Annotated in this window: 17 protein-coding genes and 1 pseudogene; 6 read left to right on the forward strand and 12 right to left on the reverse strand. The window is 62.2% G+C overall.

Features of this window, described 5'->3' with window-relative positions; genetic code table 11:
* Window positions 1–109: 109 nt before the first annotated feature.
* Window positions 110–1,552 (forward strand): RNA-binding domain-containing protein, encoded by a 1,443-nt coding sequence (locus LC531_RS18765; RefSeq protein WP_223653012.1) that lies wholly within the window; start codon window positions 110–112, stop codon window positions 1,550–1,552.
* A gap of 428 nt (window positions 1,553–1,980) precedes the next feature.
* Here the strand turns inward: LC531_RS18765 and LC531_RS18770 are convergent, their stop codons facing one another.
* Window positions 1,981–3,831: an AAA family ATPase gene (locus LC531_RS18770; protein ID WP_223653013.1), complete on the reverse strand. Its 1,851-nt coding sequence runs from the start codon at window positions 3,829–3,831 to the stop codon at window positions 1,981–1,983.
* An 86-nt stretch (window positions 3,832–3,917) separates the two neighbouring features.
* Window positions 3,918–4,082, reverse strand: a pseudogene (locus tag LC531_RS18775) (Fic family protein); the annotation flags it as partial.
* Between the two features lie 494 nt (window positions 4,083–4,576).
* On the opposite strand from LC531_RS18775, the gene LC531_RS18780 reads away from it, so the two are divergent.
* Window positions 4,577–5,650 carry a hypothetical protein gene (locus tag LC531_RS18780; protein WP_223653017.1) on the forward strand — a complete coding sequence of 358 codons (1,074 nt, stop codon included), beginning with the start codon at window positions 4,577–4,579 and terminating at the stop codon, window positions 5,648–5,650.
* Window positions 5,651–5,861: 211 nt separating this feature from the next.
* On the opposite strand, the gene LC531_RS18785 is transcribed toward LC531_RS18780, so the two are convergent.
* The 3 genes from LC531_RS18785 to LC531_RS18795 form a co-directional block, all read right to left on the reverse strand.
* Window positions 5,862–8,045, reverse strand: coding sequence for a hypothetical protein (locus tag LC531_RS18785; RefSeq protein WP_223653019.1), 2,184 nt, complete (start codon window positions 8,043–8,045; stop codon window positions 5,862–5,864).
* A gap of 181 nt (window positions 8,046–8,226) precedes the next feature.
* Window positions 8,227–10,323, reverse strand: a complete 2,097-nt coding sequence (gene ppk1, locus LC531_RS18790; protein ID WP_223653021.1) for a polyphosphate kinase 1 — start codon at window positions 10,321–10,323, stop codon at window positions 8,227–8,229.
* 140 nt (window positions 10,324–10,463) lie between these two features.
* Entirely contained in the window at window positions 10,464–10,958 is a 495-nt protein-coding gene (locus LC531_RS18795; protein ID WP_223653023.1) for a SixA phosphatase family protein, read from the reverse strand.
* A gap of 181 nt (window positions 10,959–11,139) precedes the next feature.
* Between LC531_RS18795 and LC531_RS18800 the strand changes: the two genes are divergently transcribed.
* Complete coding sequence (locus LC531_RS18800; protein WP_223653025.1) at window positions 11,140–11,676, forward strand: SRPBCC family protein; 537 nt, start codon at window positions 11,140–11,142, stop codon at window positions 11,674–11,676.
* Window positions 11,677–11,684: 8 nt separating this feature from the next.
* On the opposite strand, the gene hflX is transcribed toward LC531_RS18800, so the two are convergent.
* On the reverse strand, window positions 11,685–13,019 hold the full coding sequence (gene hflX / locus LC531_RS18805; protein ID WP_223653027.1) for a GTPase HflX: 1,335 nt from the start codon (window positions 13,017–13,019) through the stop codon (window positions 11,685–11,687).
* A 71-nt stretch (window positions 13,020–13,090) separates the two neighbouring features.
* Window positions 13,091–13,351 (reverse strand): c-type cytochrome, encoded by a 261-nt coding sequence (locus tag LC531_RS18810; RefSeq protein WP_223653029.1) that lies wholly within the window; start codon window positions 13,349–13,351, stop codon window positions 13,091–13,093.
* A gap of 170 nt (window positions 13,352–13,521) precedes the next feature.
* On the opposite strand from LC531_RS18810, the gene LC531_RS18815 reads away from it, so the two are divergent.
* A complete protein-coding gene (locus LC531_RS18815) occupies window positions 13,522–14,646 on the forward strand; it encodes a glycosyltransferase family 4 protein (RefSeq protein ID WP_223653030.1) in 1,125 nt (374 codons plus the stop codon).
* A 90-nt stretch (window positions 14,647–14,736) separates the two neighbouring features.
* A complete protein-coding gene (gene rfbC / locus LC531_RS18820; RefSeq protein ID WP_223653031.1) occupies window positions 14,737–15,285 on the forward strand; it encodes a dTDP-4-dehydrorhamnose 3,5-epimerase in 549 nt (182 codons plus the stop codon).
* Between the two features lie 92 nt (window positions 15,286–15,377).
* Here the strand turns inward: rfbC and LC531_RS18825 are convergent, their stop codons facing one another.
* Entirely contained in the window at window positions 15,378–16,676 is a 1,299-nt protein-coding gene (locus LC531_RS18825; RefSeq protein ID WP_223653032.1) for a UDP-N-acetylmuramoyl-tripeptide--D-alanyl-D-alanine ligase, read from the reverse strand.
* Between the two features lie 224 nt (window positions 16,677–16,900).
* On the opposite strand from LC531_RS18825, the gene LC531_RS18830 reads away from it, so the two are divergent.
* Window positions 16,901–19,258: a T9SS type A sorting domain-containing protein gene (locus tag LC531_RS18830; RefSeq protein WP_223653033.1), complete on the forward strand. Its 2,358-nt coding sequence runs from the start codon at window positions 16,901–16,903 to the stop codon at window positions 19,256–19,258.
* A gap of 76 nt (window positions 19,259–19,334) precedes the next feature.
* Here LC531_RS18830 and LC531_RS18835 read toward each other — a convergent pair whose 3' ends face one another.
* The 4 genes from LC531_RS18835 to LC531_RS18850 form a co-directional block, all read right to left on the reverse strand.
* Window positions 19,335–20,318 carry an amidohydrolase family protein gene (locus LC531_RS18835; RefSeq protein ID WP_223653034.1) on the reverse strand — a complete coding sequence of 328 codons (984 nt, stop codon included), beginning with the start codon at window positions 20,316–20,318 and terminating at the stop codon, window positions 19,335–19,337.
* A 91-nt stretch (window positions 20,319–20,409) separates the two neighbouring features.
* On the reverse strand, window positions 20,410–21,291 hold the full coding sequence (locus LC531_RS18840; RefSeq protein WP_223653036.1) for an SDR family oxidoreductase: 882 nt from the start codon (window positions 21,289–21,291) through the stop codon (window positions 20,410–20,412).
* A gap of 106 nt (window positions 21,292–21,397) precedes the next feature.
* Entirely contained in the window at window positions 21,398–22,315 is a 918-nt protein-coding gene (locus LC531_RS18845; protein ID WP_223653038.1) for a helix-turn-helix domain-containing protein, read from the reverse strand.
* A 107-nt stretch (window positions 22,316–22,422) separates the two neighbouring features.
* The gene (locus tag LC531_RS18850; RefSeq protein WP_223653040.1) at window positions 22,423–23,217 is read right to left on the reverse strand and encodes an amidohydrolase; all 795 of its coding nucleotides are present in this window, start codon (window positions 23,215–23,217) and stop codon (window positions 22,423–22,425) included.
* Between the last annotated feature and the right edge of the window lie 33 nt (window positions 23,218–23,250).

Below are 23,250 nucleotides of genomic sequence, written 5' to 3' on the forward strand. Positions count from 1 at the left end.
TAGGGGTTTGAGCGGGTAAAAGAAAGTCCCGGCTGCCAGCATGGCGGCCGGGACTTTTTCTTTATAATTTTGTCTTTTTGTTAGTGAGGATGATTATTCTGGCTTCTGCATGACCACTCCCGATATAATAGAGCGCCTGCTAAGCCAGCCCGAGAGCCTTAACCTGGAGTTTAAGCAAGCGCGTAGCGGCTTGCCGACTGATATATTTGAAAGTGTCTGCGCCTTTTTGAACCGGCAGGGTGGCCATTTGGTACTTGGCGTGCGCAACGATGGCACGCCGGTAGGGATAACCGAAGAAGCGTCTGACGCGCTCCAGCGTGACTTTGCGTCCCTCAGCAATAATCCAAACAAGCTGCAACCGGTGTTCTTGCTCGAATTGCAACCGGTACGGGTGCGTGGCCTGCTGTTGCTGTACGTGTATGTGCCGCAAAGCTCCCAGGTGCATCGCTCGGGCGGCGTGGTGTTTGACCGCGGGCACGAGGGCGACTTTCGGGTGCTCGACGACACGCACATCAGCCAGCTTTACGCCCGCAAAAGCGGCTACTTTTCGGAGGCGCGCATTTTCCCATTTCTGGGGGCTTCGGCTTTCAAGCCGGGCCTGCTCGACCGGGCGCGCACGCTCATCCGCAGCTACCGGCCCGACCACCCCTGGCTGGCCCTCGAAGACAAAGAGCTACTGCGGAGTGCCGGGCTCTACAAAACCGATTTCCTGACCGGCGAGCAGGGCTACACCCTGGCCGCCGCCCTGCTGCTGGGCCGCGACGAAGTAATTCAGGATATCCTACCCCACTTCCGCATCGATGCCCTCGTGCGCCGCCACGACCTGGACCGCTACGACGACCGGCTCGACATTCGCACCAACCTGCTCGATGCCTACGACCAGCTCATGGCTTTCGTGGCCAAGCACCTGCCCGATTCCTTCCACCTGGAAGGGGCGCAGCGGGTGAGCCTGCGCGAAAAGATATTCCGGGAGGTGGTGGCCAACCTGCTGGTTCACCGCGAGTACACCAACGCCACCCCGGCCCGCTTCATCATCTACACCGACCGCGTGGAGGTCGATAATGCCAACAAGCCCATTGGCCACGGCCCCATCAACCCCGAGCGGTTTTCGCCGTTCCCCAAAAACCCCACTATTGCCAAGTTTTTCGTGCAGCTAGGCCGGGTCGAGGAGCTGGGCTCGGGCGTGCGCAACGTGACGCGCTACCTCAAAAGCTACCGGCCGGGGGCCCGCGCCGAGTTTGTGGAGGAAGATGTTTTCCGCACGATAATTCCCGTGCCGGTGTCCGAGGCCGCCCCGGTGCCGCTCAATCGGCTGACTGTGACGGAGCCGTATTCGAAACGGCTGCTTGCGCTGGGTCTGTCGGCCAGCGTTGAGCACCGATTATCCATAGAGCTAGCCTATTTTTTGGCGGGAGAGTCCCTGACTTCGCCTCAAGTAGCCACGCGCTTAGGTGTCACTCCCCGCACGGTGTATCGGGATTTTCAGCTATTGCGCGAGGCTGGCCTCATCGAGACTACCGGCACCTACGGCTATTACCGCTTGGCTGAGTGAGGCCGCCCGAGCGCTGGCTTAGTTGACACTACTGGTGTCACGGTTGTCATAGTTGTCATAGTTGGCACTACTCCTTGTTACAGTTGGCACCCAAGTCGCTGCCTACACACCAAGTAGCTACCAGCATCAGCCGCCGCCTAACCGGCCCCGCGCACTGAAAGCCCTGTTTTACTACGTGTCCGCTTCGGACGCATACACGGACATCGTGTCCTACTCCGTGTCCTTCTTGACCGTCGTACTGCTGGCTGGCGTGTAGCGGCTTGTGAGTAGCAACAGGAAGCCCCGGCGGCCAGAGGGGCGGCCGGGGCTTCCTGTTGCTAATTCATCATCAAACGCAATCAATACTACGAATCTCACCCTTTAAACACTGCTTAGTAGCAGAATATTCCAGCTTCCAAAACTCACACTGGCAGTTAGTTATTAATCTATCATTCAGTGTCAATCGCAGGAGGAACGGTGTGAGGGGTAAGCGGTGGACTAGGTTGCAAAAAATCATAAAGCATGTCAAGTTTGATACGGACTTCTGGGTCAAGCTCCGCTGGCTCAACAAAAGGAATCAACTCATAAAAATTAGTCTTGAATAGACGAGTGGACAACTTCAATTGTTGCGCATAATAACCCAGCACTGGGTCGAGGAAATCATCCGAGAGTTTAGCTGTATGCCACCAAGTAGAATCTAGGTCCGCTAAGTAACGAGGTGCTACGTTCTGTTCAATAGCTTTTTCCATCACTTTCACCCGGCTTTCACTGAATAAGTCGGGGCGGGTGCCTTGTGCGTAACGACGCAAGACAGTAGGGGTAGCGAAATAATTCTCGATTTCACGGCGCTCCCATTGAAGTACGGTTACGGGAGCGTCTGGAGAAATTCCTGTATCAAGGCGGTCAAACAATGCTAGCCCCCTTAGATGAGGCAAATTGGCTTTTAGTGCTTGGAAATTGCCAATTGCGTGGGCTGGTCGGTTGAGGGAAACATACTGAATATTGGCCTCGGGCAGTAAGTCGGCTACGGGATGGTCGAGGCGACGGGCTAAGGCCAGAAGCAGTTGGCTGTCGGTGCTACCTTCTAGGTAGAGAACGTGGCCACGTAAGGTAGCGAGATAATACTTCTCCCAGCCAATCTCAGCCAGTGCCTTCTGCAAGTACTTGCGTTGACTAGGTTCGTTGAGTGTTCGAGTTTGGTTATTTATAACGGCCACCACAGTGTCGGCCCCAGCAGCTTCATTGAGCACTACTTCGGAATGGCTAGCAATGAGCAATTGAGAACCCAAAGCTGTGGTCACAGATTTGAGCAACTCAAAAATCTCGCGCTGGCGAATGACTTCTAGGTGGGCATCGGGTTCATCGAGTAGCACTACTTGGCGAGGGGCCGAATAAAGATAAGCCAGCAGCAACAGGGTTTGTAGAAAGCCGCGCCCGCCGCTACTTAGGTCGTAGGTATTACCCTGCTCCCGGTAAGTAAGCTCAATAGTACCATTTTCTTCAATCAGTTGCGGCGTCCCTAACTCTACGCCGAACATGGTTTTCATATGGGCCTTTACTTGATTCCAGTAGTTCCATCCAGGTAAAGACTCGCGGAAGCCATTCTGGCGGATTTCCTCTTCTGAAAGATGCGAATAAAAACTAGCTTCTTCTGACTCGCGCCATAGACCAAAGCAAATGTTCCGTAGTACATCGGCAGTTTTGCCTTCGCCAATACGGGCATTGATGGTACCTGGCACGTAGTAATCTTCACGAACGGCCAGACCCGACATGGGCTGTAAATAGGCTACGCGCTCAGCGGTAGCGGCTGGGTCGAGGAGCCAGGTTTGGGTAATTTCATCAAATAGAGGGCGGCAGGTAAGCGACTCTGTATTGGCGAAATCGAATTCAAATCCGCAACGCCAAGCACGTTCAAAAACTTGGACCGAGCTGTCAGAACCATCAATAGTTGGGGTGCTGGTGGTAATCCCTTCGACCAAAACTTGAATGCGAACTTTACGAGTAGTGCGGGTTTTGCCGGTAGGAGCACGCACTTGCTGGCGAAACCAGAGAAGTCGAGTAGAAGGAACCGGAAGATTAAGTAAGTCTTTTCTGTTAAGCACTACCCCAGTAATTTTAGTACCCGGTCCAGGCATCTGCCGACCTGTCCACTTTCGGACTGCGGCTTCCCATAGAGTAAGAGCCTGCAAAATGGACGACTTGCCTGAGTTGTTAGGCCCAATAAGAACTACTCGTTCTGTCAGGTTAAAGGCAACATGTTCAAGTCGCTTAAAATTATCAATAGTGAGTCGAGTAATCATGGGTAAAAAAACGCTAGTTAGGGGCGGCGGGCGTGAGACGAAAGTACGTGTCAGCTATTGAAGGAAACCAACCCAGTTACCCCCATCTACCCCAGCCGCGCCAGCAGCTCAAACAGCGGCTGGTTGACGTAGTAGTTGCTTTTGCCCAGCTTGTGTTTTTGCAGCAGGCCACCGGGTTCGGCGAGCTGGTTGAGGTAGTTGGCGGCGGTGAGGTGGCTCACTTTCAGTTTTTGCTGCACGAACTCGACACGGGTGTAGGGGTAGGGTAGGGCTTCATGTAAAGAAAAGGCTGGTTTGCTTTACATGAGTGGCAACATGTGCCTAGCAAACCGGCCTTTTCTTCACATGAAGCCCCTACCCCTATGAAAACCCATTCAACTGACTCTGCGCCAAGCCGGGCCACGCCTCCGCGGCCGGGTTGCCTTTACGCAGGCCGTAGCCGTGGCCGCCTTTGGGCGCAACGTGAAACTCGAAGGGAATTTTGTTGGCCCGCAGCGCCACGCCCAGGCTGAAAAGATGTATGTGGGTCGTCGCTGACTACGAAATCCATGCCTTCGGTTTGTGTTGAGAAGCGCTAAATCTTGCGCCAGAATATGCGCCCGTGCGTAAATTTTAGTAACTTGGTTAAGCTGGGTATTAACTGCGCAACCCGTTGCAAAAAGGCTCGTTAGGAATAGCGGCCTGGGCCAAAGCGAAGGCTTTGGGTAGCTGGGAAGCTATTTCTTTCTCCCTTCTTTCAAATGCTATGTTTGATACCTCGCTTTCCTGGCTGCCCATCATCCTGACGATTTTTTTTGTTGTCTTTTTCGGCCGTATTTTTCTGCGCTACCGCAATTCCCGCCGGCTCCTGCGGCAGGGTGACTTGGGCGTGGGCGACGTTGTATCGTGCTCCCAAACCGGCGTTACTGTCAATAGTCAGCCCGAAATGCGGGTGGTAGTCAACCTGGAAAACGTGGGTGGCACTCCGCGCCAAGTCGAAATCAAACAGATATTCGACCTGGGCAGCATCCCCCGCGCCGGCGACCGGGTGTATACACTTACCGACCCGGCCAACCCGGCCAACGTCATCATCGCCCCGCCCGGCACGGCGGGCCAGATTAATACGCTGCTGTCGACCAGTCCGGCAGCCACGCAGGGCACCGCTTTGCAAATTCCTGCCCTTACCACCGACCAGGCGCAGGACATGATGGCCCTGACGCCAGAGCTGCAAAAAACCGGCAAGCTGGGCGTAGTGAAGCTGGTGAGCGTAACCCCAATGGGGGGCGGTGCTACCCAGTTTGTGGCCGATGTAGAGGCCATCGGCCAGCCGCCCCGGCGCGTTACCTTCACGCAGGTAGTACACGGGCCGGTGCCCGCCGCCGGCACCCGCAACTACGTGTTCATTGACCAGAATAATCCGGCTATCCTGGCCCTAGTGCCGCCCTCGCTGCTGGCTGGCCACACGCTGCCGACTGGGGCCAACCGCCTCGACCCGCTGGTGCTCGGCCCCCAGATGTTGCGCGACGGTGCCAAGGCCAGCGGCCTCGTAACCAGCTCCCAGGAGGTGCCGCTCGGCGATGCCGCCCTGGCGGCTAAGGGCATTACCAAGTGGGAGATGGGCATTACCATAACGCCCGCAAACGGCACGCCCGCCTACCCGGCCACCCTCACCATCTCGCTACTCACCCAGGAGCGCGTGGCCCGCATCACGCCCGTGGGTACCCAACTACCCCTGCGCTACGACTCGCTCGACCCGCAGACGTTTTCTATCGATAGCATTGCGATGGGTTACCCCGACCCGTATGCCGACCTGCTGAAAATAGTGCAGGGCAACCGCTAAGCAGGCCCGGTAGCCTACCCCGTCAGTTTTAGTGGGTTGCTGCCTGCCAAAGCCGATGAGGCGCTAAGCGGCCTCCGAGGCTTTGGCAGGTGGCGCAACACATGCAAGCGGCGCGCTTTTCGGCCATCAGCGCGTTCGCGAAGGCCATTACAACGTAGTTCGACCCGTGGTACACGCCTACCTGGCCGTAGGCCACCCCGGCGGCCGCGTGCTAGCGGGTACCGGCGGGGGGTAGGGGCGTGGGGTCCGACGATTGGCTAAAGTGCTGGGCCAGTTTGTCGGGCACGCCCACACTTTGCAGTAGCCCGCACAGCAGCCCCTGCCGCCACGCCGTGAAGGTCGAAAACTGAAGCTCGCGCCGCGAGGACATCTGGCCCACCACGAAGCGCCCGCCGGGCCGCGGGTTCTGGTCGCGGATGACCAGGCCATTCACCAGCCCGCTCTTCATGCGGTTGAGAAACGTCTTTTTCACCTCCCCGTTTTTGTAGCCCAGAAAATCGATTTTCAAGTCGGTGTACGTAGCCTCGACGGGGCCGCTGACGCGCTGGCGGTCAAGTCGCTCATCAAAAACAATGCGTTGCAGCCGGCCGCTTTTGAAGGTGATAAGCCGGGTAGGGGTAGTAACGGAGTTGAGCAGGCTGAGCGGCGCCGGCCCAAACGTGCCCCACAGGTGCTGGCGGCCCTGCGGGTCGAGCAGCGAAGTAGTGAGGTGAATCTCGGCCCGGCACTGGTTCTGCAAGTAGCCGGTGGCCTCGCCGGTGAGCGGGTGGGCCTGGCTCATGCGGCGCGGGTCGTTGCTGACGTTGCGCAGTGTAGCGTTCAGGCGGTTGATGACGAACGTGCCCGGCAGGGGCGTGCGGGCGCTGCGGTATACGGCCGCGATGGTGCCGCCGCGCAGGTCGAGCCGACGCACGTCGAGGTGGGCGCGCAGGCGGCGCATATTCTCGGGTGTCATGCTGGAGGGGCTCTTATTGATGGGCCCGCGGCCGTCGCTGCGCGTTTCGAGGTAAGGCCGCTCGGCCACCACGCGCGCAATCTGAAGGTGGCTGTCGTCGGAGAGCTGGTCGAAGTTAAAGCCTTCTGCCCGCAGTTCCGGAATGAGAATGCGCAGCAGGGTAGTCTGGTAGCCGCTGCGGCGGTTGAGCTGCGCCGCCGACAGCGTGGGCCGCAGCGCCAGCCCGGTGAGGCGCAGCGCTTTTTCATCCGTATTCAGCAGCGCGTGCTCAATACTGGCTAGGTAAACCGGCGGCTGAAACGTGGCCGTGATGCGCCCCGTGTGCCCTACCCAGCTGCGGGCGTAGAGCACGCGCCGGCTGCCCGGCTGCCCGGCGGCCGAGTCGATGCGGAGCCCGCGCGCCACCCCAAAGAGCTGCCGCACCGCCGGCTTTTCGCCCACGCCCACCACCCCCAGGTAGCCATCGCGGATGGCCAGCTGCCGCACATCGGCTTGGTTAAACAGCGGCCGGAGTAGCTTCCAGAGCGGCGGCGGTGCCTGCGCGGGCGGCTTAAATGCAAGGGCAGGGGTAGTGAGCAGCGCCGAGTCGGCGCGCAGGCGGTGCAGGTGCTGCCAGGCCGCCGCCCGCAGCCCCCGCACCCGCAGGCCGGGTAGGGTGAATGATATGCGCACTGCCCCCGGCTTACCCTGCCCCAGCGCGGGTGGCGCAATCCGCAGCGAGTCGAGCCCGAAAAACTGCCGGTCGCTGGAAAAATCAACCAGCCGCGCCGTAAGCGTGTGCCCGCCCAGCTTACCCGCGGGCTGCCGCAGCACGGCCCGCCACCCCGCCGCAAAGGCCAGCCGCTGGGTGTCGGCCGCGCCGGCGGTGGTAATCAGCAGGTCGCGAGCGCTCACTTCCGCTTCGCGCAGCTGCCCCGTGGGCGCATTGGCTGGCCCAAAGCTGCCGCTCGCGTGGCGCAACGCCAGGTAGCCCAGCCGCAGCGGGCGTTGCTGGTAAGAGGGAGGGGTAGGGTGCGGCCCGGGCCGCCGGGCCAGGGCCGCCACATCGAGGCGCAGCGAGTCGAGGGTCAGGCTGTCGATGGGCGCAGTGCGGCCGCGCAGCAGCGCCAGCAGGCCCACGCCGCTCAGGTCGAGGCAAGCCAGGCGGGCCGTGAGGCGGGGCAGCGTATCGGCTACTTGCTCGGTAGCGGGGCGGAGTGCCACGCCCCGCAAGTGCAGGCTGCGCGCCAGCAGCTCGGTATGCAGGCCGGCCACGTGCAGCGCGTACTGGCCGTGGGTTTGGGTAGCTACTGCTTTTTCCAGCTTGCCGCGCAGCCAGGGGTCGAGGCCCCATTTCAGCCAGCCCAGCGCGGCCAGCACCAGCAGTCCTAAGCTGAGTAATGCCCAGCGGCCCCAGCGGTGTGGAGCCGGCGCGGGAGGAGGGGTAGGGAAATCAGACACGGTGCCAGACTGAGCTGCTCCTAACGAAAAAGCGGGGGGTAGGGGTTGCCCAGCCCCCAATTTTTCTCCCCGAACAACTCCTCCAGGAACCAGCTTCAGCCTCTTTAAATTACCTGAGAATTACGTGCAGGACGTGCTTCAGTCCAAAAACGGCCGCTTATGCCAACTTGCCGGGCGCCAGCTACTTGGCCCGCCGCCTACCCCCTAGTTTTTTCAGGTACTGATACTGCGCTTCCTGGGCGCGCACCGTAGGCTCGGCCGGGCCGGGGGGACTCGGGAGCTGGTTGGCAAAGTCGCGGGCCTTCACGTTGTCCTGGCGCTCCAGGTCGAGCAGGTGGCGGACCTGGGCGCGCAGGGCTTCATCCAGGATAGGAAAGGCGACTTCCACCCGCCGGTCGAGGTTGCGGGTCATCCAGTCGGCGGAGGAAAGGTAGACTTTTTCCGCGCCGCCGTTGCCGAATACGTAGATGCGGGCGTGCTCCAGGTAGCGGTCCAGCAGGCCGCGCTGCCGAATGGTGTCACTCAGGCCCGCCTCGCCGGGCAGCAGGCAGCCAATGCCCCGGATGAGCAGCTCGATGCGCACGCCGGCCCGGCTGGCCTTGTAGAGCGCGGCAATCAGCTCGGGGTCTTCCAGCGAATTCACTTTCAGAATAACGTAGGCATCCTCGCCCTTTTTGGCGCGGGCCATCTCGGCTGCCAGCAGCGCCAGCAATTGCGAGCGCAGTGTAAACGGGGCCACCAGCAGGTGATGCAAATCCTGCGGCTCCTGGCCGGTGATAAAGTAGCGAAAAACCTGGTCTACCTCGACCGTAAGCTTCTCATTGGCAGTGAATAAGCCGTGGTCGGCGTAGAGGCCGGCGGTGGCCTCGTTGAAGTTGCCGGTGCTGAGGTAGGCGTAGTGCCGGGGCACGTCGGTGGCCTCGTCGCGGCGCACGAGGAGCAGCAGCTTGGCGTGGCACTTCAACTCGGGCGGCGTGAGGATGACGTGCGCGCCGGCCCGCCGCAGCTTCTCGGCCCACTGAATATTGCTTTCCTCATCAAAGCGCGCTTTCAGCTCCACCACGGCCGTGACTTGCTTGCCGTGGCGCACGGCCCGCAGCAGGGCTTTGGCCACCGCGCTCTTGGGGGCCACGCGGTAGAGCGTGATGCTGATGGCGCTCACTCGTGGGTCGTGGGCGGCCTCGCGCAGCAGGCGCGGCACCGGGTCGAAGCTCTGGTAGGGCAGGTGCAGCAGGTGGTCGGCCCTGGCCAGGGCGGGCAGCAGCGGGCCGGTGCGGGGCAGGGTAGGGGCCGGTAGTGCGGGCTGGGCGGGGTACGATAAATCCGCTCGCCCAAAGTCGGGGAAGCCAAAAAAGTCGCGGAAATTGTGGTAGCGGCTGCCTTCCACCAGCTCCTCGTCCGCAATACCGGTTTTCTCCTTAATGGCTTGCAGCACAGGAGCCGGCACGGCGGGGTCGTAGAGCAGGCGGGCGGGGTAGCCGGTGGCGCGCTTGGCCAGGCTGCTCTTGATTTTGGTCAGCAAATCGCCCGATACTTCCTCCTCAATATCCAGCTCGGCATCGCGGCTCAGCTTAATGGAATTGACCTGCACCCGCCCGAAACCCGGAAACAGGCTGGCGGCCCCGGCCCGCACCACATCGTCCAGAAACAGCACCAGGTGCGGGTCGGCCGCGGTGCCCGCGCCGCCCGGCAGCGCCACGAAGCGCCCGCCGTGGCGCTTGGTAGGCAGCTCCATCACCACCACGCGCCCGGTATCGGCCTTCTTCTTACCCTGCTTGTCCTGCTCTAGTGGCTCGGTCAGGTAAAACGTGAGGTACACCGCCTGGTCTTTCAAAAAGAGCTGGTGCAGGGTCTCATCTAATATAATAGGTGAAAGCAGGTCGCGCACTTTCGCCTCAAAATAGCCTTTCACCCACGCGCATTGGGTTTCCGTCAGCTCCTCCGACGTCACCAGCCGAATGCCCGCCACTTGCAGGGCGGGTAGTAACTCTTCCCGATAAGTGCGCCCAAATTCCTCCTGCTGACGCTGCATCTCGGCCAGCACGGCAGCTAGCACGCGCTTGGGGCGGTCTTGAGGCAGCTGGGCGCGGGTCTTCTTCTTGAGCTTGACCAGCCGCCGCAGGGTAGCCACCCGCACCTTGAAAAACTCGTCCAGATTGGCCGAGAAGATGGCCAGAAACTTCAGCCGCTCCAGCAGCGGCACCGTGGGGCACTGCGCTTCTTGCAGCACGCGCGCATTAAAGCTCAGCCAACTAAGGTCGCGGGGTAGGGTTTTCATCTAACAGGTATCAATTAACATGTAACAAGCTGATAAACACTGGCTCCCAGCGCACCCAGCGCTACCTAGTACAGCGGCTTACCCCTTCGTTTACGCAGCACCGAGGGCAACCTGCTCCGTTAAATATTACCTAATAATTGTTAAATGTTTTTCGGGTAATCGTAGAAGTAGAATTCAGCGTTGGCCGGCTTCACGTCGGCCCACTTGTCGGTTTGGAAGTGCAGGCAGAGGACGGCAGCAGTGGGCATTTCACCATGCAGGGGCGAGGGCGAAAGCTGGTTGGCCACGTCGGTGATGGTGGGGTTGTGGCCGGTCAGCAGCACCGACTGCGCCGCGTCGGGCTGCGCCCGAATGACGGCCAGCAGCGTCGCCACATCGGCCTGGTAAATGGTAGGCTCCACCACGATGCTGGACGAGGGAAGCTTCAGCTCGCGGGCCACCAGCACGGCGGTGCTCATGGCCCGCACGGCCGGCGAGCTTACCAGGCGGTCGAGCCGGATGCGGCGGGCGGCCAGGGCCTGGCCCATGCGCGGGGCATCGTCGCGGCCTCGGTCGTTGAGCGGGCGCTCCTGGTCGCTCAGCTCATCAAAACTCCAGCTCGACTTGGCGTGGCGCATCAGATACAAGGTTTTCATGCCGCGAAGCTACTTCAGGTAGCAAGTATCAAGCAGTGAATTCTACTGCTGAATACTTAATTTTGGCCGGCTCGTTGGCGCGAAGCTGGGCGAGGGGCAAAAATGGAAGCTGCCAGTCTGGGCTGACCGGGCGCAAGGCGCGCATCTGCCGTATACGGCCTTTCTCCTTCCTCTTTTAGTTATGAATAAGCGTTTGCTCACCTACGGCGGGGTCCTGCTCGGGGCCGCGGCCGGCACCGTACTGCTGCTCGAAAAAAACCGCCGCCGCACGCCCACCAGCCAGCTCAACCCGGCCGCGCCCGTCCGCAGCCGGCACACCGTGCGCATGGAGGCCCCCGCCGCGCGGGCCTGGCAAGTGCTCAGCCAGGTAAACCAGTGGCCGGCCTGGCAGCCCGAAATCGCATATGCCCACCTGCCCGGCCCCGTGCAAAACGGGGCCCAGTTTGACTGGAGCGCCAGCGGCTACTTGCCCATTCACTCCACGCTGCACACCGTGGAGCCCAGCGTATCGTTCGGCTGGTCGGGGGCGGCCTTCGGGTCGTTTGCGGTGCACAACTGGCAGTTCGTCAGCCACGAGGGCTACACCGAGGTAACCGCCGAAGAAACGATGGAAGGCTGGCTGGTGCGCCTGCTCCGGCCTATTATGCAGCCCGCCCTCGACCGGGCCAATGCCCGCTGGCTGGCGCGCCTCAAGCAAGCTGCCGAGCAGGGCAGCTAGCCCATGCCCTACCCCCCGTAGCCGGCCTGGAAGTGCGGGAAGCGCTTGGCGGCCAGCTCGCCCACGCGGCGGGCCAGCAGCTCGCGCAGGGCCTCGATGTTCTCCTTGTTTTGGGCCGAGATGAACACCACCGGGTCGTGCATCCGGGCCATGTAGGAAGCTTCCAGCTCGACTAGCGGCGGGCGCGGCGCGGGCGTCCCGAAATCGGTCGGGAACTCCTGCTCGGGGTCGTCGTCGGCAAAGTGGGGGGTAGGGTCCACCTCGGGCTGGTACTGGTCTATCTTGTTGAATACCAGTAGCACGGGCTTGTCGGCGGCCCCAATTTCGCGCAGCGTTTCGTTCACCACCTCCATCTGCTCCTCAAAAGCCGGGTGCGAAATGTCCACGACGTGCACCAGCAAATCGGCCTCCCGGATTTCGTCCAGCGTGCTTTTGAAACTCTCAATGAGTTTGGTGGGCAGCTTGCGGATAAACCCGACCGTATCGCTCAGCAGAAATGGCACGTGGTTGTCGAGCACCACCTTGCGGGTGGTGGCGTCCACGGTGGCAAACAGCTTATTTTCGGCGAAGACCTCGGCCTTGCCCAGCAGGTTCATAATGGTACTTTTACCCACGTTGGTGTAGCCCACCAGCGCCACCCGAATGCTGTTGGTGCGCGTCTTGCGCTGGGTATGAGCCTGCTTGTCGAGGTCTTCGAGCTTTTCTTTCAGAAACGCGATGCGGTCGCGCACGATGCGGCGGTCGGTTTCAATTTCCGTTTCGCCGGGACCCTTCATGCCCACGCCGCCGCGCTGCTTGTCCAAGTGGGTCCAGAGGCCGGTGAGGCGCGGCAATAAGTACTGGTACTGCGCCAGCTCGACTTGCGTGCGCGAGGTGGCCGACTTGGCCCGCAGCGCAAAAATATCCAGAATCAGCAGCGAGCGGTCCACTATTTTGACGCCCAGCTCGGCCTCCAGGTTGCGGAGCTGCGAGGGCAGCAATTCATCGTCGAAGACGACCATGCTGGTATTTTCGTGCTTCACCCAGGCCTTGATTTCGGCCAGCTTGCCCTCGCCCACGTAGCTGCGCAAGTCCGGCTTGTCGAGCTTCTGCACGAAGCGCTTGGTGGCCTGCGCGCCGGCCGTTTCAATGAGAAAGGCCAGCTCGTCGAGGTATTCCGTGGTTTGGGCGTCGGTTTGGCGGCGCGGGGGCACGCTCACCAGCACGGCCGTTTCGACCTCCTTAGTCGTGGCGTGAGACTTCGTGCTGGTTTTGAGCAGTTTCAGGTCGCGGCGGGCAGGTTGGCGGTCAGTAGACCCGACGTGCCGGGTGCTGCCGTGGGAGTTTTCGGATTGCTTAGGCATAAGTGCTTGGGGCTTGATTGGTAGTGCTCGGTGCTTGGGCGACGTTGAACGACCCAAGCGCCCGGCACCAGCTACTTAAGCGTGAGAGAATAGGCCACAACCTGCTCGATTTGGGCCGGCGTGAGCTTTTTAGAAAAGGCCGGCATCTTACCCAGGCCATTGGTAACCAGGTAGGTGCGGCCAAAGGCGTTGAGGTTGCTTTTGGTGAGGTCGTGCGCGCCGTTGCGGCCCAGGCGGCCGTCGGCACCGTGGCAGCGCACGCAGTTTTCTTGGAAAATAAGCTGGCCGGGCGCGGACGGAGCCGCACCCGCCGGGCCGGGAAGCGGCAGCAAGGCCGCGGCGAGGGGAAGAAGAAACTGTAACACGAGTACCTAACGCAAAACCTGCCCCGAAAGTAACCGCCGCGCCCGACCTTTGCCCGAAGTCCGTTATTTGGTGTCTGTCATGGCGAGCAAAGCAAAGCCCTGACAGACGCTAAGCACTACTCTCTACCCCCCATTTCGTGCGCGTTGCCTTAGTTATTAATACCTCCTGGAATATCTGGAATTTTCGACGCGGGCTGGTGGGGGCCCTGCGCGCCGCCGGCCACGAGGTGCTGGCTATTGCGCCGCCCGATGCGTATTCGGAACGCTTAGAAAGCGAATTGGGCTGCCGCTACGTGCCCATCAGGATGGAAAACAAGGGCACTAACCCGATGCGCGACTTGCAGCTCATGCGCCGGTTCCTGACGATTTATCGGCGCGAGCGGCCCGACGTGGTGCTGCACTTCACCATCAAGCCCAACATCTACGGCACGCTGGCGGCGCGGCTGGCGGGCGTGCCCAGCATCAACAACGTGAGCGGCCTGGGCACGGTTTTTCTCATCGAAAACCTGGTGAGCAAGGTGGCACGGGGCCTCTACCGGCTGGCGTTTCGCTATCCGCAGCGGGTTTTTTTTCAGAATAACGACGACCGCGAGCTGTTCATTCGCTACGGCCTGGTGCAGGCGGCGCGCACCGGCTTGGTGCCCGGTTCGGGCGTGGATTTGGCGCGGTTCCGGCCGCAAGGGGGAGTAGGGAGTACGCCCGCCGCGCCGTTCACTTTTCTGATGGTGGCGCGGGTGCTCTATGAAAAAGGTATTGTGGAATATTTTGAGGCGGCGCGACTGGTGCGGGCGGCGCTGCCCGCCGGTACCGTGCGCCTGCAACTGCTGGGCGGCCTCGACGAAGCCGGGGGGGTAGGGATGCCTCGCGCCACCTTCGAGCAGTGGCTGGCCGAGGGCCAAGTAGAGCACCTGGGCACCTCCGACGACGTGGCGGCCCACCTGCACCGCGCCGATTGCGTGGTGCTGCCCAGCTACCGCGAGGGCACCCCCAAAACTCTGCTCGAAGCCGCCGCCTGCGGCAAGCCGCTGGTAACCACCGACGTGCCCGGCTGCCGCGAAACCGTGCAGGATGGCCGTAACGGCTACCTCTGCCAGGTGCGCAACGCCACCGACCTGGCCGATAAGCTCTTGCTCGTGGCCCGCCTACCCCCCGTCCGCCTCGCGGCCCTGGGCCAGGCCAGTCGCCAGCTGGCCGAAGACAAATTTGATGAGCAACTCGTGTTGCGGCAGTACCTGGCCGCCGTGGCGGCGGCGGGGTCCTAGCTTTGAATTCCTGAAGCCGTTTGTTCTTGCCGCACTGCGCCCGCAAGGACAAATGGCTTCAAACCAGAAATCCCAAAAGATAAAAAAAATATGCAAGTTATTACCCACCCGCTGCCAGGTTTGCTGGAGTTCCAACCCCGCATTTTTGGCGACCCGCGGGGCGCGTTTTTTGAGTCGTTCAGCGCCCGCACAATGGAGGGGCTGGGGCTGCCGCGCCACCACTGGGTGCAGGATAACCAAAGCGTTTCTAAGGCCGGCACGCTGCGCGGGCTGCACTTCCAGCGCCCGCCCCACGCCCAGGCCAAGCTGGTGCGCGTGGCCCAGGGCCGCGCCCTCGACGTGGTGGTGGACCTGCGCCACCGCTCGCCCACCTTCGGCCAGCACGCGCTGGTGGAGCTGACCGCCACGCTGGGCAACGTGCTCTACGTGCCCGAAGGCTTCGCCCACGGCTTCGTGGCGCTCGAAGACGAGACGCTCTTTCTCTACAAGTGCTCGGACTACTACGCCCCCGCCACCGAGGGTGGCCTGCGTTGGGACGACCCCGCTCTGGGCATCAACTGGCAGCTGCCCGGCGAGGCGCTAGTATCGGATAAGGATGCTATTCTGCCTACGCTCAAGGAGTTAGACAACCCATTTTAATTGTAAGTAGGGTGCGGGGCTTGCCCCCGCCCGCCGTTGAACATTTCACGCTGGATTCGCTCAACGACGGGCGGGGCAAGCCCCGCACCCTACTAAACGAACTCCACCAGCGTCTCCAAACCCATGCCGCGCGAGCCTTTGAGCAGGATAAGCTGCTCGGTCAACTCATGCTCAGCCAGCCAGGCAGCGGCGGCGGCTTTGTCGGGGAAGTGCCGGGCAGGGGGGTAGGCCGCAGCAGCGGCCTGCATTAATGGGCCGATGAGTAGGGCAGTAGAAAGCTGTAAGTCAGCTAATAACTTGCCAATGGTCGCGTGCTCGGTGGTAGCACTCTCGCCCAGCTCCAACATGTCGCCCAGGATGGCTACCCTACCCTGCCCGGCCGCTACCGGCCGGGCGGCGAAGCTGCGCAGGGCGGCGGCCATGCTGCTGGGGTTGGCGTTATAGGCATCCAGCATCAGGTCGTTGCCGCGGGCGCTGCGCACGAGCTGCGAGCGGTTGTTCTGCGGATTGTAGGCGGCCAGGGCGGCGGCAATGCGGGCGGCGGGCACCGCAAAAAAAGCCCCTACGGCGGCGGCGGCGGCCATATTAGGGAAATTATACTCGCCGGTGAGTTGGGCCATTACTTCGGGGCCGCTGCCGAGGCGCAGGCGTAGCGCCGGGTCGGCCCCGAGCAATGTGGTAGGGTAGGCGTCGGCCGGGCCGGGGTAGGTAATGCGCGTGGGCACGGCGGCGGCCAAGCCCGGCAGCCGGGCATCGAGGGTATTCACGAACGCTACCCCCTGGTGTTGCGCCAGGTAATCAAACAATTCGCCCTTCCCCTTGGCAATGCCTTCCTCGCCGCCAAAGCCTTCGAGGTGCGCCTTGCCGATGTTGGTGATGAGGCCGTGGGTAGGCTCGGCCCACTGGCAGTAGCTGGCAATTTCGCCCTGGTGGTTGGCCCCCATCTCAATAATGGCCAGCTCGTGCTCGGCCGGTCGCAGGCCTAGCAGCGTCAGCGGCACGCCGATGTGGTTGTTGAGATTGCCACTGGTAGCCAGCACGTTATATTTCTCGCGCAGTACGGCGGCCAGCAGCTCCTTGGTGGTGGTTTTGCCGTTGGAGCCGGTGATGGCCAGCACGGGGCCGCGGAAATGGCGGCGGTGCGCCCGCGCCAGGGCTTGCAGGGCGGCCAGCGGGTCGGGGGCATAGGTGTAGCGGGCGGGGTCGCGGGCGGCTAGGCTTTCATCGTCCACCACGGCGTGGCGGGCCCCTTTGGCCAGCGCGCCGGGCGCAAAATCGGCCCCGCGAAAGCTGGGGCCGTTGAGAGCAAAAAACAACGTGCCGGGCTGCGGCTGCCGCGAGTCGGTGCTCACCTGGCTCCGTGCGGCGAGGTAGTGGTCGTAGAGAAGCATTTTTAAGTTTTGGGTAGGAGGTAGTGGCCAAAGAACGTCATGCTGGCGAAGGAAGCAGCTCTACCGCGTAAGTAATCTTAATTTTAGAAGCTAGTTATGCGATGGAGCTGCTTCCTTCGTCAGCATGACGTTCTTCTAATACCCACTCTGCCATCTACTGCCGCGTGCAACTTACGGCCGGGGCCGCGTTGTTAGCAGGCACTTACCCTTTTCCCTTCCTCTTTATGCGTCGTTGTTTGCTCTGGTTGCTGGTATTGCTGGGGGTAGGGGCGCGGGCGGCGGCCCAAACGCCAAGCACCGCGTTTGGCTTTCAGTTTGGAAGCGTGGCCAAAATCGTGCAGGGCCCCGATACGCTGAGCCAAGCGTGGGTGGGTGGGCTCAATACGCCGCAGTTCAGCACCATCGACCTGGACGGCGACGGCCGGCCGGACCTCTTTGCCTTCGACCGGCAGTCGGCCCGCTGCTACACGTTTCTCAACGTGGCGGGGGTAGGGGGCGTGGGCCGGCGCTGGCAGTACGCGCCCGACTACGAGTGGGCTTTTCCGAAGGACCTCGAAAGTTGGGCGCTGCTGCGCGACTACGACTGCGACGGCCGCGCCGACTTATTTACCTACGCGGCGGGCGGCGACATCCGGGTGTTTCGCAACGTGCCCGATGCCCAGGGGCATCCTAGCTATGTATTGGTTAACAATCAGTTGAGCTTTCCGCTGTATAATGGCTACGTAAGTAATCTCAACAGTGGCTCGTACAACCTGCCCTCCATCCAAGATGTAAACGGCGATGGCCGGCTCGACATCCTGACCTACGACTTCGCAGGCTCGACGTATCTGCAATTGTATTTGAATGCCAGTACGGACGCCTGCGGGGGCATCAGTTCCTTCACCTGGGTCAACCCCAACAACTACTGGGGCGAGCTGGTGGCCTGCATCGATTGCGCCAGCTACCAGCTGCAGGGCGCGCCGGCCTGCCAGGCGTTTCGGACGGAGCACAGCACCGGCCACAACGTGCTGCTCCTGGACCTCGATGGCGACGGCAAGCTCGACCTGCTCGATGGCCGCGACAACTGCCCGCTGCTCACGCGCCTGCTCAATAAGGGCACTTCCAGCGTAGACCCACTCTTTACGCCGGCCGGCACCAGCAGCACCTTTCCGCCCGCCGCGCCGGTCAATATTCCCGTGTTTCCGGCCCCTTATTCCTTCGATGCCGACTTCGACGGCGTGCCCGACCTGGTAGTGAGCAGCAACACCCGCAATATTATCCTGGACCGGGTGAGCCAACGCAACAACGTCTGGCAGTACCACAACGGGGCGGCCAGCACCGCGGCCGTGCCCGATTTTAGCCTGGTGAGCAAGGGCTTTTTACAAAATGACATGCTCGATGCCAGCGAGGGCGCGGTGCCGGTTTTCGGCGACGTGGACGGCGACGGGCTCACGGATATGCTGGTGGGTAACCAGGGCGATGTGGTGAACGGCTACTACCGCGCCAGTATTTACTACTACCGCAACGTGGGCAGCGCCGCCCGCCCCGTGTTCCGGCTCGTGACCGAAGACTACCTGGGCCTGGCCGCCCAGGCCGCGCTTACCCCCACCGTGGGCTTCGAGACGCTGCGCCCGACGCTGGCCGACCTCAACCGCGACGGGGCGCTGGACCTGGTGTATTCGGTGTACGATGGTACAAGTGATAAAATTCGCTACATTATGAACGCGGCCCCGGCTGGCCAGGCCCTGCGCCTCGACCCGGCCCAGGCCGGCGTGCTTAACCTGCTGAGCGCGCCGGGCGGGCCAGTGCTGCCCGGCGCGCTCGGCGATACGCCATGCTTCGTGGACGTGGACGGCGATGGCTACCTCGATATGCTGCTTGGTACCAACGATATAAGCGGAGTTGGTGGCAGCCTGCGCTACTTCCGCAACCAGGGCGCGGCGGCCGGCGCGGACGTGGCCAATCGCTTTGTGCTGGTCGATAACGACTACGGCCACCTACTGAACGGCAACAGCTACACGCCCCGCCCGCCCTACCTAAGCCCGGCCGTAGCCGACTTCGACGGCGATGGCCAGCTCGATTTGCTGACCGTGGACGGCACGGGCGCGGTGACGCTCTACCCCGGCTTTCAAAAGCAGACCAGCCCGTTCGTGGGTCGTACCGAGCTGTTTTACGACACCTTCGCCGGGCAGTACGAGCCGGCGCGGCTGGGGGGCAACGGTATCGTGGAGCTGCGCTTTGCCGCTGCCGCCGCCGACCTCAACCACGATGGTCGCCCCGAGCTGTACGTGGGCACGATGAGCGGCGGCGTGGTGAGCTTCCTGGGCCGCAGCGGTACTCCCCTGGCGGCCCGGCCGCCGGCCGCCGCCGCGCTGGCTCTCAGTCTCTACCCCAACCCCGCCGCCCAGGCCGCCACCGTCGAAACCGCTCAGCCCACCCGCCTCACGCTCTACGACCTCATTGGCCAGGTGGTGCTCATCGACGCCGCCCCGCTGCGTACCCGCACCCTCGACCTGCGCGGCCTGGCTCCCGGCGTGTACCTCGTGCGCGCCACCGCCGCCGACGGCACCAGCACCAGCCAGCGCCTGGCCGTGGAGCATTGATTCAGAAAATGGTAAAGGCGATGCGTAGGGGTAGGCCCCTTCGTTGTAAGTGCGCTACTGGTGCTAGAATGCTTACCTAGTGCTTGGTAGGCTGAGTTAGGCGCTCCCAGTTGCCATGCGCGAACAGCTCCTTCTCTTCGGCTGAAAGGGACGTTTCTTGCAGGAATGAGCGGCCTTGGCCCCCCGGCTTGTACTGGTAGGGGTAGTCAGTTGAAAATAGCAGGCGTTCGGGGCCTACCAGTGCCAGGGTGCGTTGCAGGTACTCCTGGCTCCACATGCCGCTAGGGGTCACGTAGAGATTCTGCCGCACGTAATCGGCAATGGGCCGTTGCAGGGTGGCTACCCGCGCCAGCGACTTCAACCGTTCCAGGTAAAAGAGCACGACCTCGCCCCAATGGCCAAGGATGATTTGCAGGGTCGGGTAGTCATCGAACACGCCGGCCAGCAGCAAACGCACGAACTGAATGCCGGCCTCGTAGTGCCAGCCCAGCGCGAACGTGGCAAAGGCCGTATCAACCGCGTCGCCAAAGCCTGAATAATACGCCTCCCGCACGGCCCGCTGCGGAATCTGCGGATGAATAAACAGTGGTACCCCCAGCGTGGCCGCCGTTTTAAACAAGGGCCGGAAATCCGGGTGGTCCAGGTTTTTGTCGCGGGTGCGCCCGCAGAGCATCGCGCCCGCGAACCCCAGCTGCCGAACGCTACGCTCCAATTCTGGTGCCACGTGCGCTGGAGAAGCAGTGGGCAGCGTGGCAAACCCCTGAAATCGGGTAGGATACCTGGCAATGGTGGCGGCTACCAGGTCGTTGGTCTGACGGGCCAGCGTTACGCTTTGCGCCGGCTCCAGATTGTGCAAGGCCGGCGTGGTCACCGAGAGCACCTGCACATCCACGCCGCCCTCGTCCATTAGGGCTAGCCGTTGCGGGCCCAGGTCATCGAGCCGCTCTTCTAGCTCGCCTCGGTCAAAGCTAGCGGTGCCCTCCTGCCCAATTGCAGAAGCGGCCCACGCCGCCCGAATAATACTGGTCAGAAAATGCTCCTCAATGGCAATCAGCTTCATCGTGTCGCGTCTTTTTATGCGAATAGAAAACCACGGCTGATTTCTGGCAAACCACTGTCAGTCAGCGTAAAAACGGCTAGTTAATAACTTCCTATTTGCCAAAATAGCTGCCCTCTTCCAAATCAGCCAGCAGGCCCTTGTGGGTGGGCTGCCAGCCCAGCTCCTGCTGCGTGCGGGCACTGGTAGCCGGCATGTCCAGGCCCGCGAAAAGCGCCATCCAACCGAAGTGCTCGGCGGCCTCTTCGGGCGATTTAGTGAGGACCGGCACGTTCAAGTGGCGGCCGATAACGGCCGCGAGGTCGCGCATCGGGATGCCCTCGTCGGCCGCGCCGTGGTAGCGGCCGCCGGCTACGCCCCGCTCCAGCGCCAGCCGGAAGAGCCGGGCCGCGTCGAGCCGGTGCACGGCCGGCCAGCGGTTCTGGCCGTCGCCGATGTAGGCCGCCGCGCCCTTCTCGCGGGCAATGTTGATGAGGGCCGGCACGAAGCCGTAGTCGCCATCGTCATGCACCGAAGGAGCCAGGCGCACTACCGTGGCCCGCACGCCTCGTGCTACCTGCGCCAGCGCCGTGGGCTCCGAAACGCGGCCCATCGAAGCGGGCGTGTCGGCTTCGGTGGCGAGGCGGCCACTGGCCAGGCCCGCCAGCCCGGACGTTACCACGAGCGGCTTGTTGGTGCCGGCCAGCGCCTCACCCATTGCCTCGATGGCGCGCCGGTCGGTTTCGCCGGCGGCGGCGTACTGCGAAAAGTCGTGGATAAAAGCCAGGTGAATAACGCCATCCGCCGCGGCCGCACCGCTACGCAGGCTGTCGAGGTCGTCGAGTGAGCCGCGGTGCACCTCAGCCCCGGCGGCGGTCAGGGCTTGGTTGCCTTTGTCGGAGCGCGAAAGGCCGAGCACCTGGTGGCCCGCGCCGAGTAATTCTTGCACCACGGCCGAGCCGATAAAGCCCGTGGCACCGGTTACGAAAACCCGCATAGTCTGTCTGGTTAAAAGGATGATTGCTTGCCGGCAAAGGTCCGGCCGGGGGGTAGGGGAAAATTGCGCCGGCCAAACCGATTACTGAATAATTCAAACAATCATACTACTCCCGAAAAGCGCCCGGCACCAGCCTGGTTTGCCGCTTAAAGAAATTGCAGAAGTGGGCCGCGTCGGCAAAGCCCAGACTATCGGCGATTTCCGAGACGCTCCAACTGGTGTGCTTGAGCAGCATTTTAGCTTCCTGGGCCACGCGGCTGGCCAGCAGCGCGGTGGTGGTGAGGCCGGTGGTTTCCTTCAGCACGCGGTTGAGGTGGTTGACGTGCACGGCCAGCTGGCCGGCGTAGTCCTGGGCCGTGCGCAGGCGCAGGCGCTGCTGCGGCGTTTCGAGCGGAAACTGCCGCTCCAGCAGGTCGGCGAAGCGGGCGGCCAGCCGGGCCGCCGCATGGTGGGCGGGAGCCGCGGCCGGGGCCGGCTGGAGCTTCTGCCCGGCATGAATCAATTCCAGCAGGTAGGCGCGCAGCAGGTCGTATTTGTGGATGTAATCGGAGGTGATTTCCTGGTTCATTTTCTCAAAAATGACTTCCAGGGCCGCAAACTGGGCATCCGTCAGCAGTACAAGCGGGCAGCCGCCCGGCTGAAAAACTGCTAGCTCCTCCAGCCCTACCCCCCCCTTGGCGGGCAATAGAAACTCGGCGGTGAAAACGCAGAAGTAGCCGCTTTGGGCCTCGTCCTGCGGCTGCCAGCGGTAGGGCACGCGGTGCGAAGCAAACCAGAGCGTCGGCCCGGCTACCTCCACCACCTGGTCGGCGTACTCTATCCGGCTGCGCCCCCGAATCAGGCTGATTTTATAGAACGACCGCCGGTCGAAGGTCATCGGCGGCCGGTCGCGACCAGCCAGCATCAGGTCCGCCACGTTAAAAACGTTGAAATGCCCAACTTCGCGCGCTGGGCCGGGTAGTAGCCCCCCGCCGGCACCGGGTGCTAGGTTCAAGTACAGCTCTTCGAGCGACTTTGGCTTCATGGCAAACAGCTGTAAAAATCAAAGCTACGCCGGTTTTCGGTTGAAGCCGTTTGTCAGGGAAAGCGCCGCGCGGCAGCGGCAAACGTGGCCCGTAGCCAGGTACCCACCTAGCAGCTTAACAGATTAAAGTCATCCGCGTCGAGCATGACCGGGGTGCGCTCGCGCAGCTCGCGCAGGGAGGTAGCTTGCAGCGTGTGGGTGAGCACGGTTTGGAGGTTGCCGGCCTGGGCCAGGTAGTCGCCCTGCATATCGAGCAAAGATGACTGGCCGTTGTAATCCTGCCCGGCCCCGTCGGAGCCCAGGCGATTGACGCCGGCCACGTAGGCCTGGTTTTCGATGGCGCGGGCCCGTAGCAGCGCCCGCCAGATTTCAACGCGGGGCTGGGGCCAGTTGGCCACGTACAGCAGCAGGTCGTAGGGCGCGTCGCGCCGGTTGCGGCTCCACACCGGAAAGCGCAGGTCGTAGCAGATGAGCGGCTTGATGCGCCAGCCGCGCCACTCTTCCAGCAGTGGCTGCTCGCCGCGCGTGTACACCTCGTGCTCGCCGGCCGCCCGAAATAGGTGGCGCTTGTCGTAGCAGCTGTGCGTGCCATCGGGGCGCACCCACAGCAAGCGGTTGCGGTAGTGCCCATCAGCCCGCAGCAGCACGCTGCCCGTCACCACGGCCTCGTAGCGCGCGGCCTGCTCCTGCATCCAGGCCAGGGTGGGGCCGGGGTACATTTCCGCCTGGGTTTCCGCCTCCATGCTAAAGCCGGTGCTGAACATCTCGGGCAGAATGATGAGGTCCGTGAGGCCGGGCCCCGTCAGGGCCGAGGTCAGCAGGCTGGCTAGTAGCTCGCGGTTAGCGGCCGGGTCGTGCCAGTGAATAGTAGTTTGGACTAAGGATACAGTTAAATCATTCATCGTACTCTTCGATTAATTAAAACCGGCCGGCGG

This window comes from Hymenobacter psoromatis (assembly GCF_020012125.1).
Classification (GTDB): Bacteria; Bacteroidota; Bacteroidia; order Cytophagales; family Hymenobacteraceae; genus Hymenobacter; species Hymenobacter psoromatis.

Excerpts from the sequence above, each read along its gene's own strand:
- LC531_RS18845 (WP_223653038.1), bottom strand. The coding sequence starts at position 22,315 with ATGAAGCCAAAGTCGCTCGAAGAGCTGTACTTGAACCTAGCACCCGGT.
- ppk1 (WP_223653021.1), bottom strand. The coding sequence starts at position 10,323 with ATGAAAACCCTACCCCGCGACCTTAGTTGGCTGAGCTTTAATGCGCGC.
- LC531_RS18830 (WP_223653033.1), top strand. The coding sequence starts at position 16,901 with ATGCGTCGTTGTTTGCTCTGGTTGCTGGTATTGCTGGGGGTAGGGGCG.
- hflX (WP_223653027.1), bottom strand. The coding sequence starts at position 13,019 with ATGCCTAAGCAATCCGAAAACTCCCACGGCAGCACCCGGCACGTCGGG.
- LC531_RS18800 (WP_223653025.1), top strand. The coding sequence starts at position 11,140 with ATGAATAAGCGTTTGCTCACCTACGGCGGGGTCCTGCTCGGGGCCGCG.
- LC531_RS18770 (WP_223653013.1), bottom strand. The coding sequence starts at position 3,831 with ATGATTACTCGACTCACTATTGATAATTTTAAGCGACTTGAACATGTT.
- LC531_RS18835 (WP_223653034.1), bottom strand. The coding sequence starts at position 20,318 with ATGAAGCTGATTGCCATTGAGGAGCATTTTCTGACCAGTATTATTCGG.
- rfbC (WP_223653031.1), top strand. The coding sequence starts at position 14,737 with ATGCAAGTTATTACCCACCCGCTGCCAGGTTTGCTGGAGTTCCAACCC.
- LC531_RS18850 (WP_223653040.1), bottom strand. The coding sequence starts at position 23,217 with ATGAATGATTTAACTGTATCCTTAGTCCAAACTACTATTCACTGGCAC.
- LC531_RS18825 (WP_223653032.1), bottom strand. The coding sequence starts at position 16,676 with ATGCTTCTCTACGACCACTACCTCGCCGCACGGAGCCAGGTGAGCACC.
- LC531_RS18780 (WP_223653017.1), top strand. The coding sequence starts at position 4,577 with ATGTTTGATACCTCGCTTTCCTGGCTGCCCATCATCCTGACGATTTTT.
- LC531_RS18795 (WP_223653023.1), bottom strand. The coding sequence starts at position 10,958 with ATGAAAACCTTGTATCTGATGCGCCACGCCAAGTCGAGCTGGAGTTTT.
- LC531_RS18840 (WP_223653036.1), bottom strand. The coding sequence starts at position 21,291 with ATGCGGGTTTTCGTAACCGGTGCCACGGGCTTTATCGGCTCGGCCGTG.
- LC531_RS18765 (WP_223653012.1), top strand. The coding sequence starts at position 110 with ATGACCACTCCCGATATAATAGAGCGCCTGCTAAGCCAGCCCGAGAGC.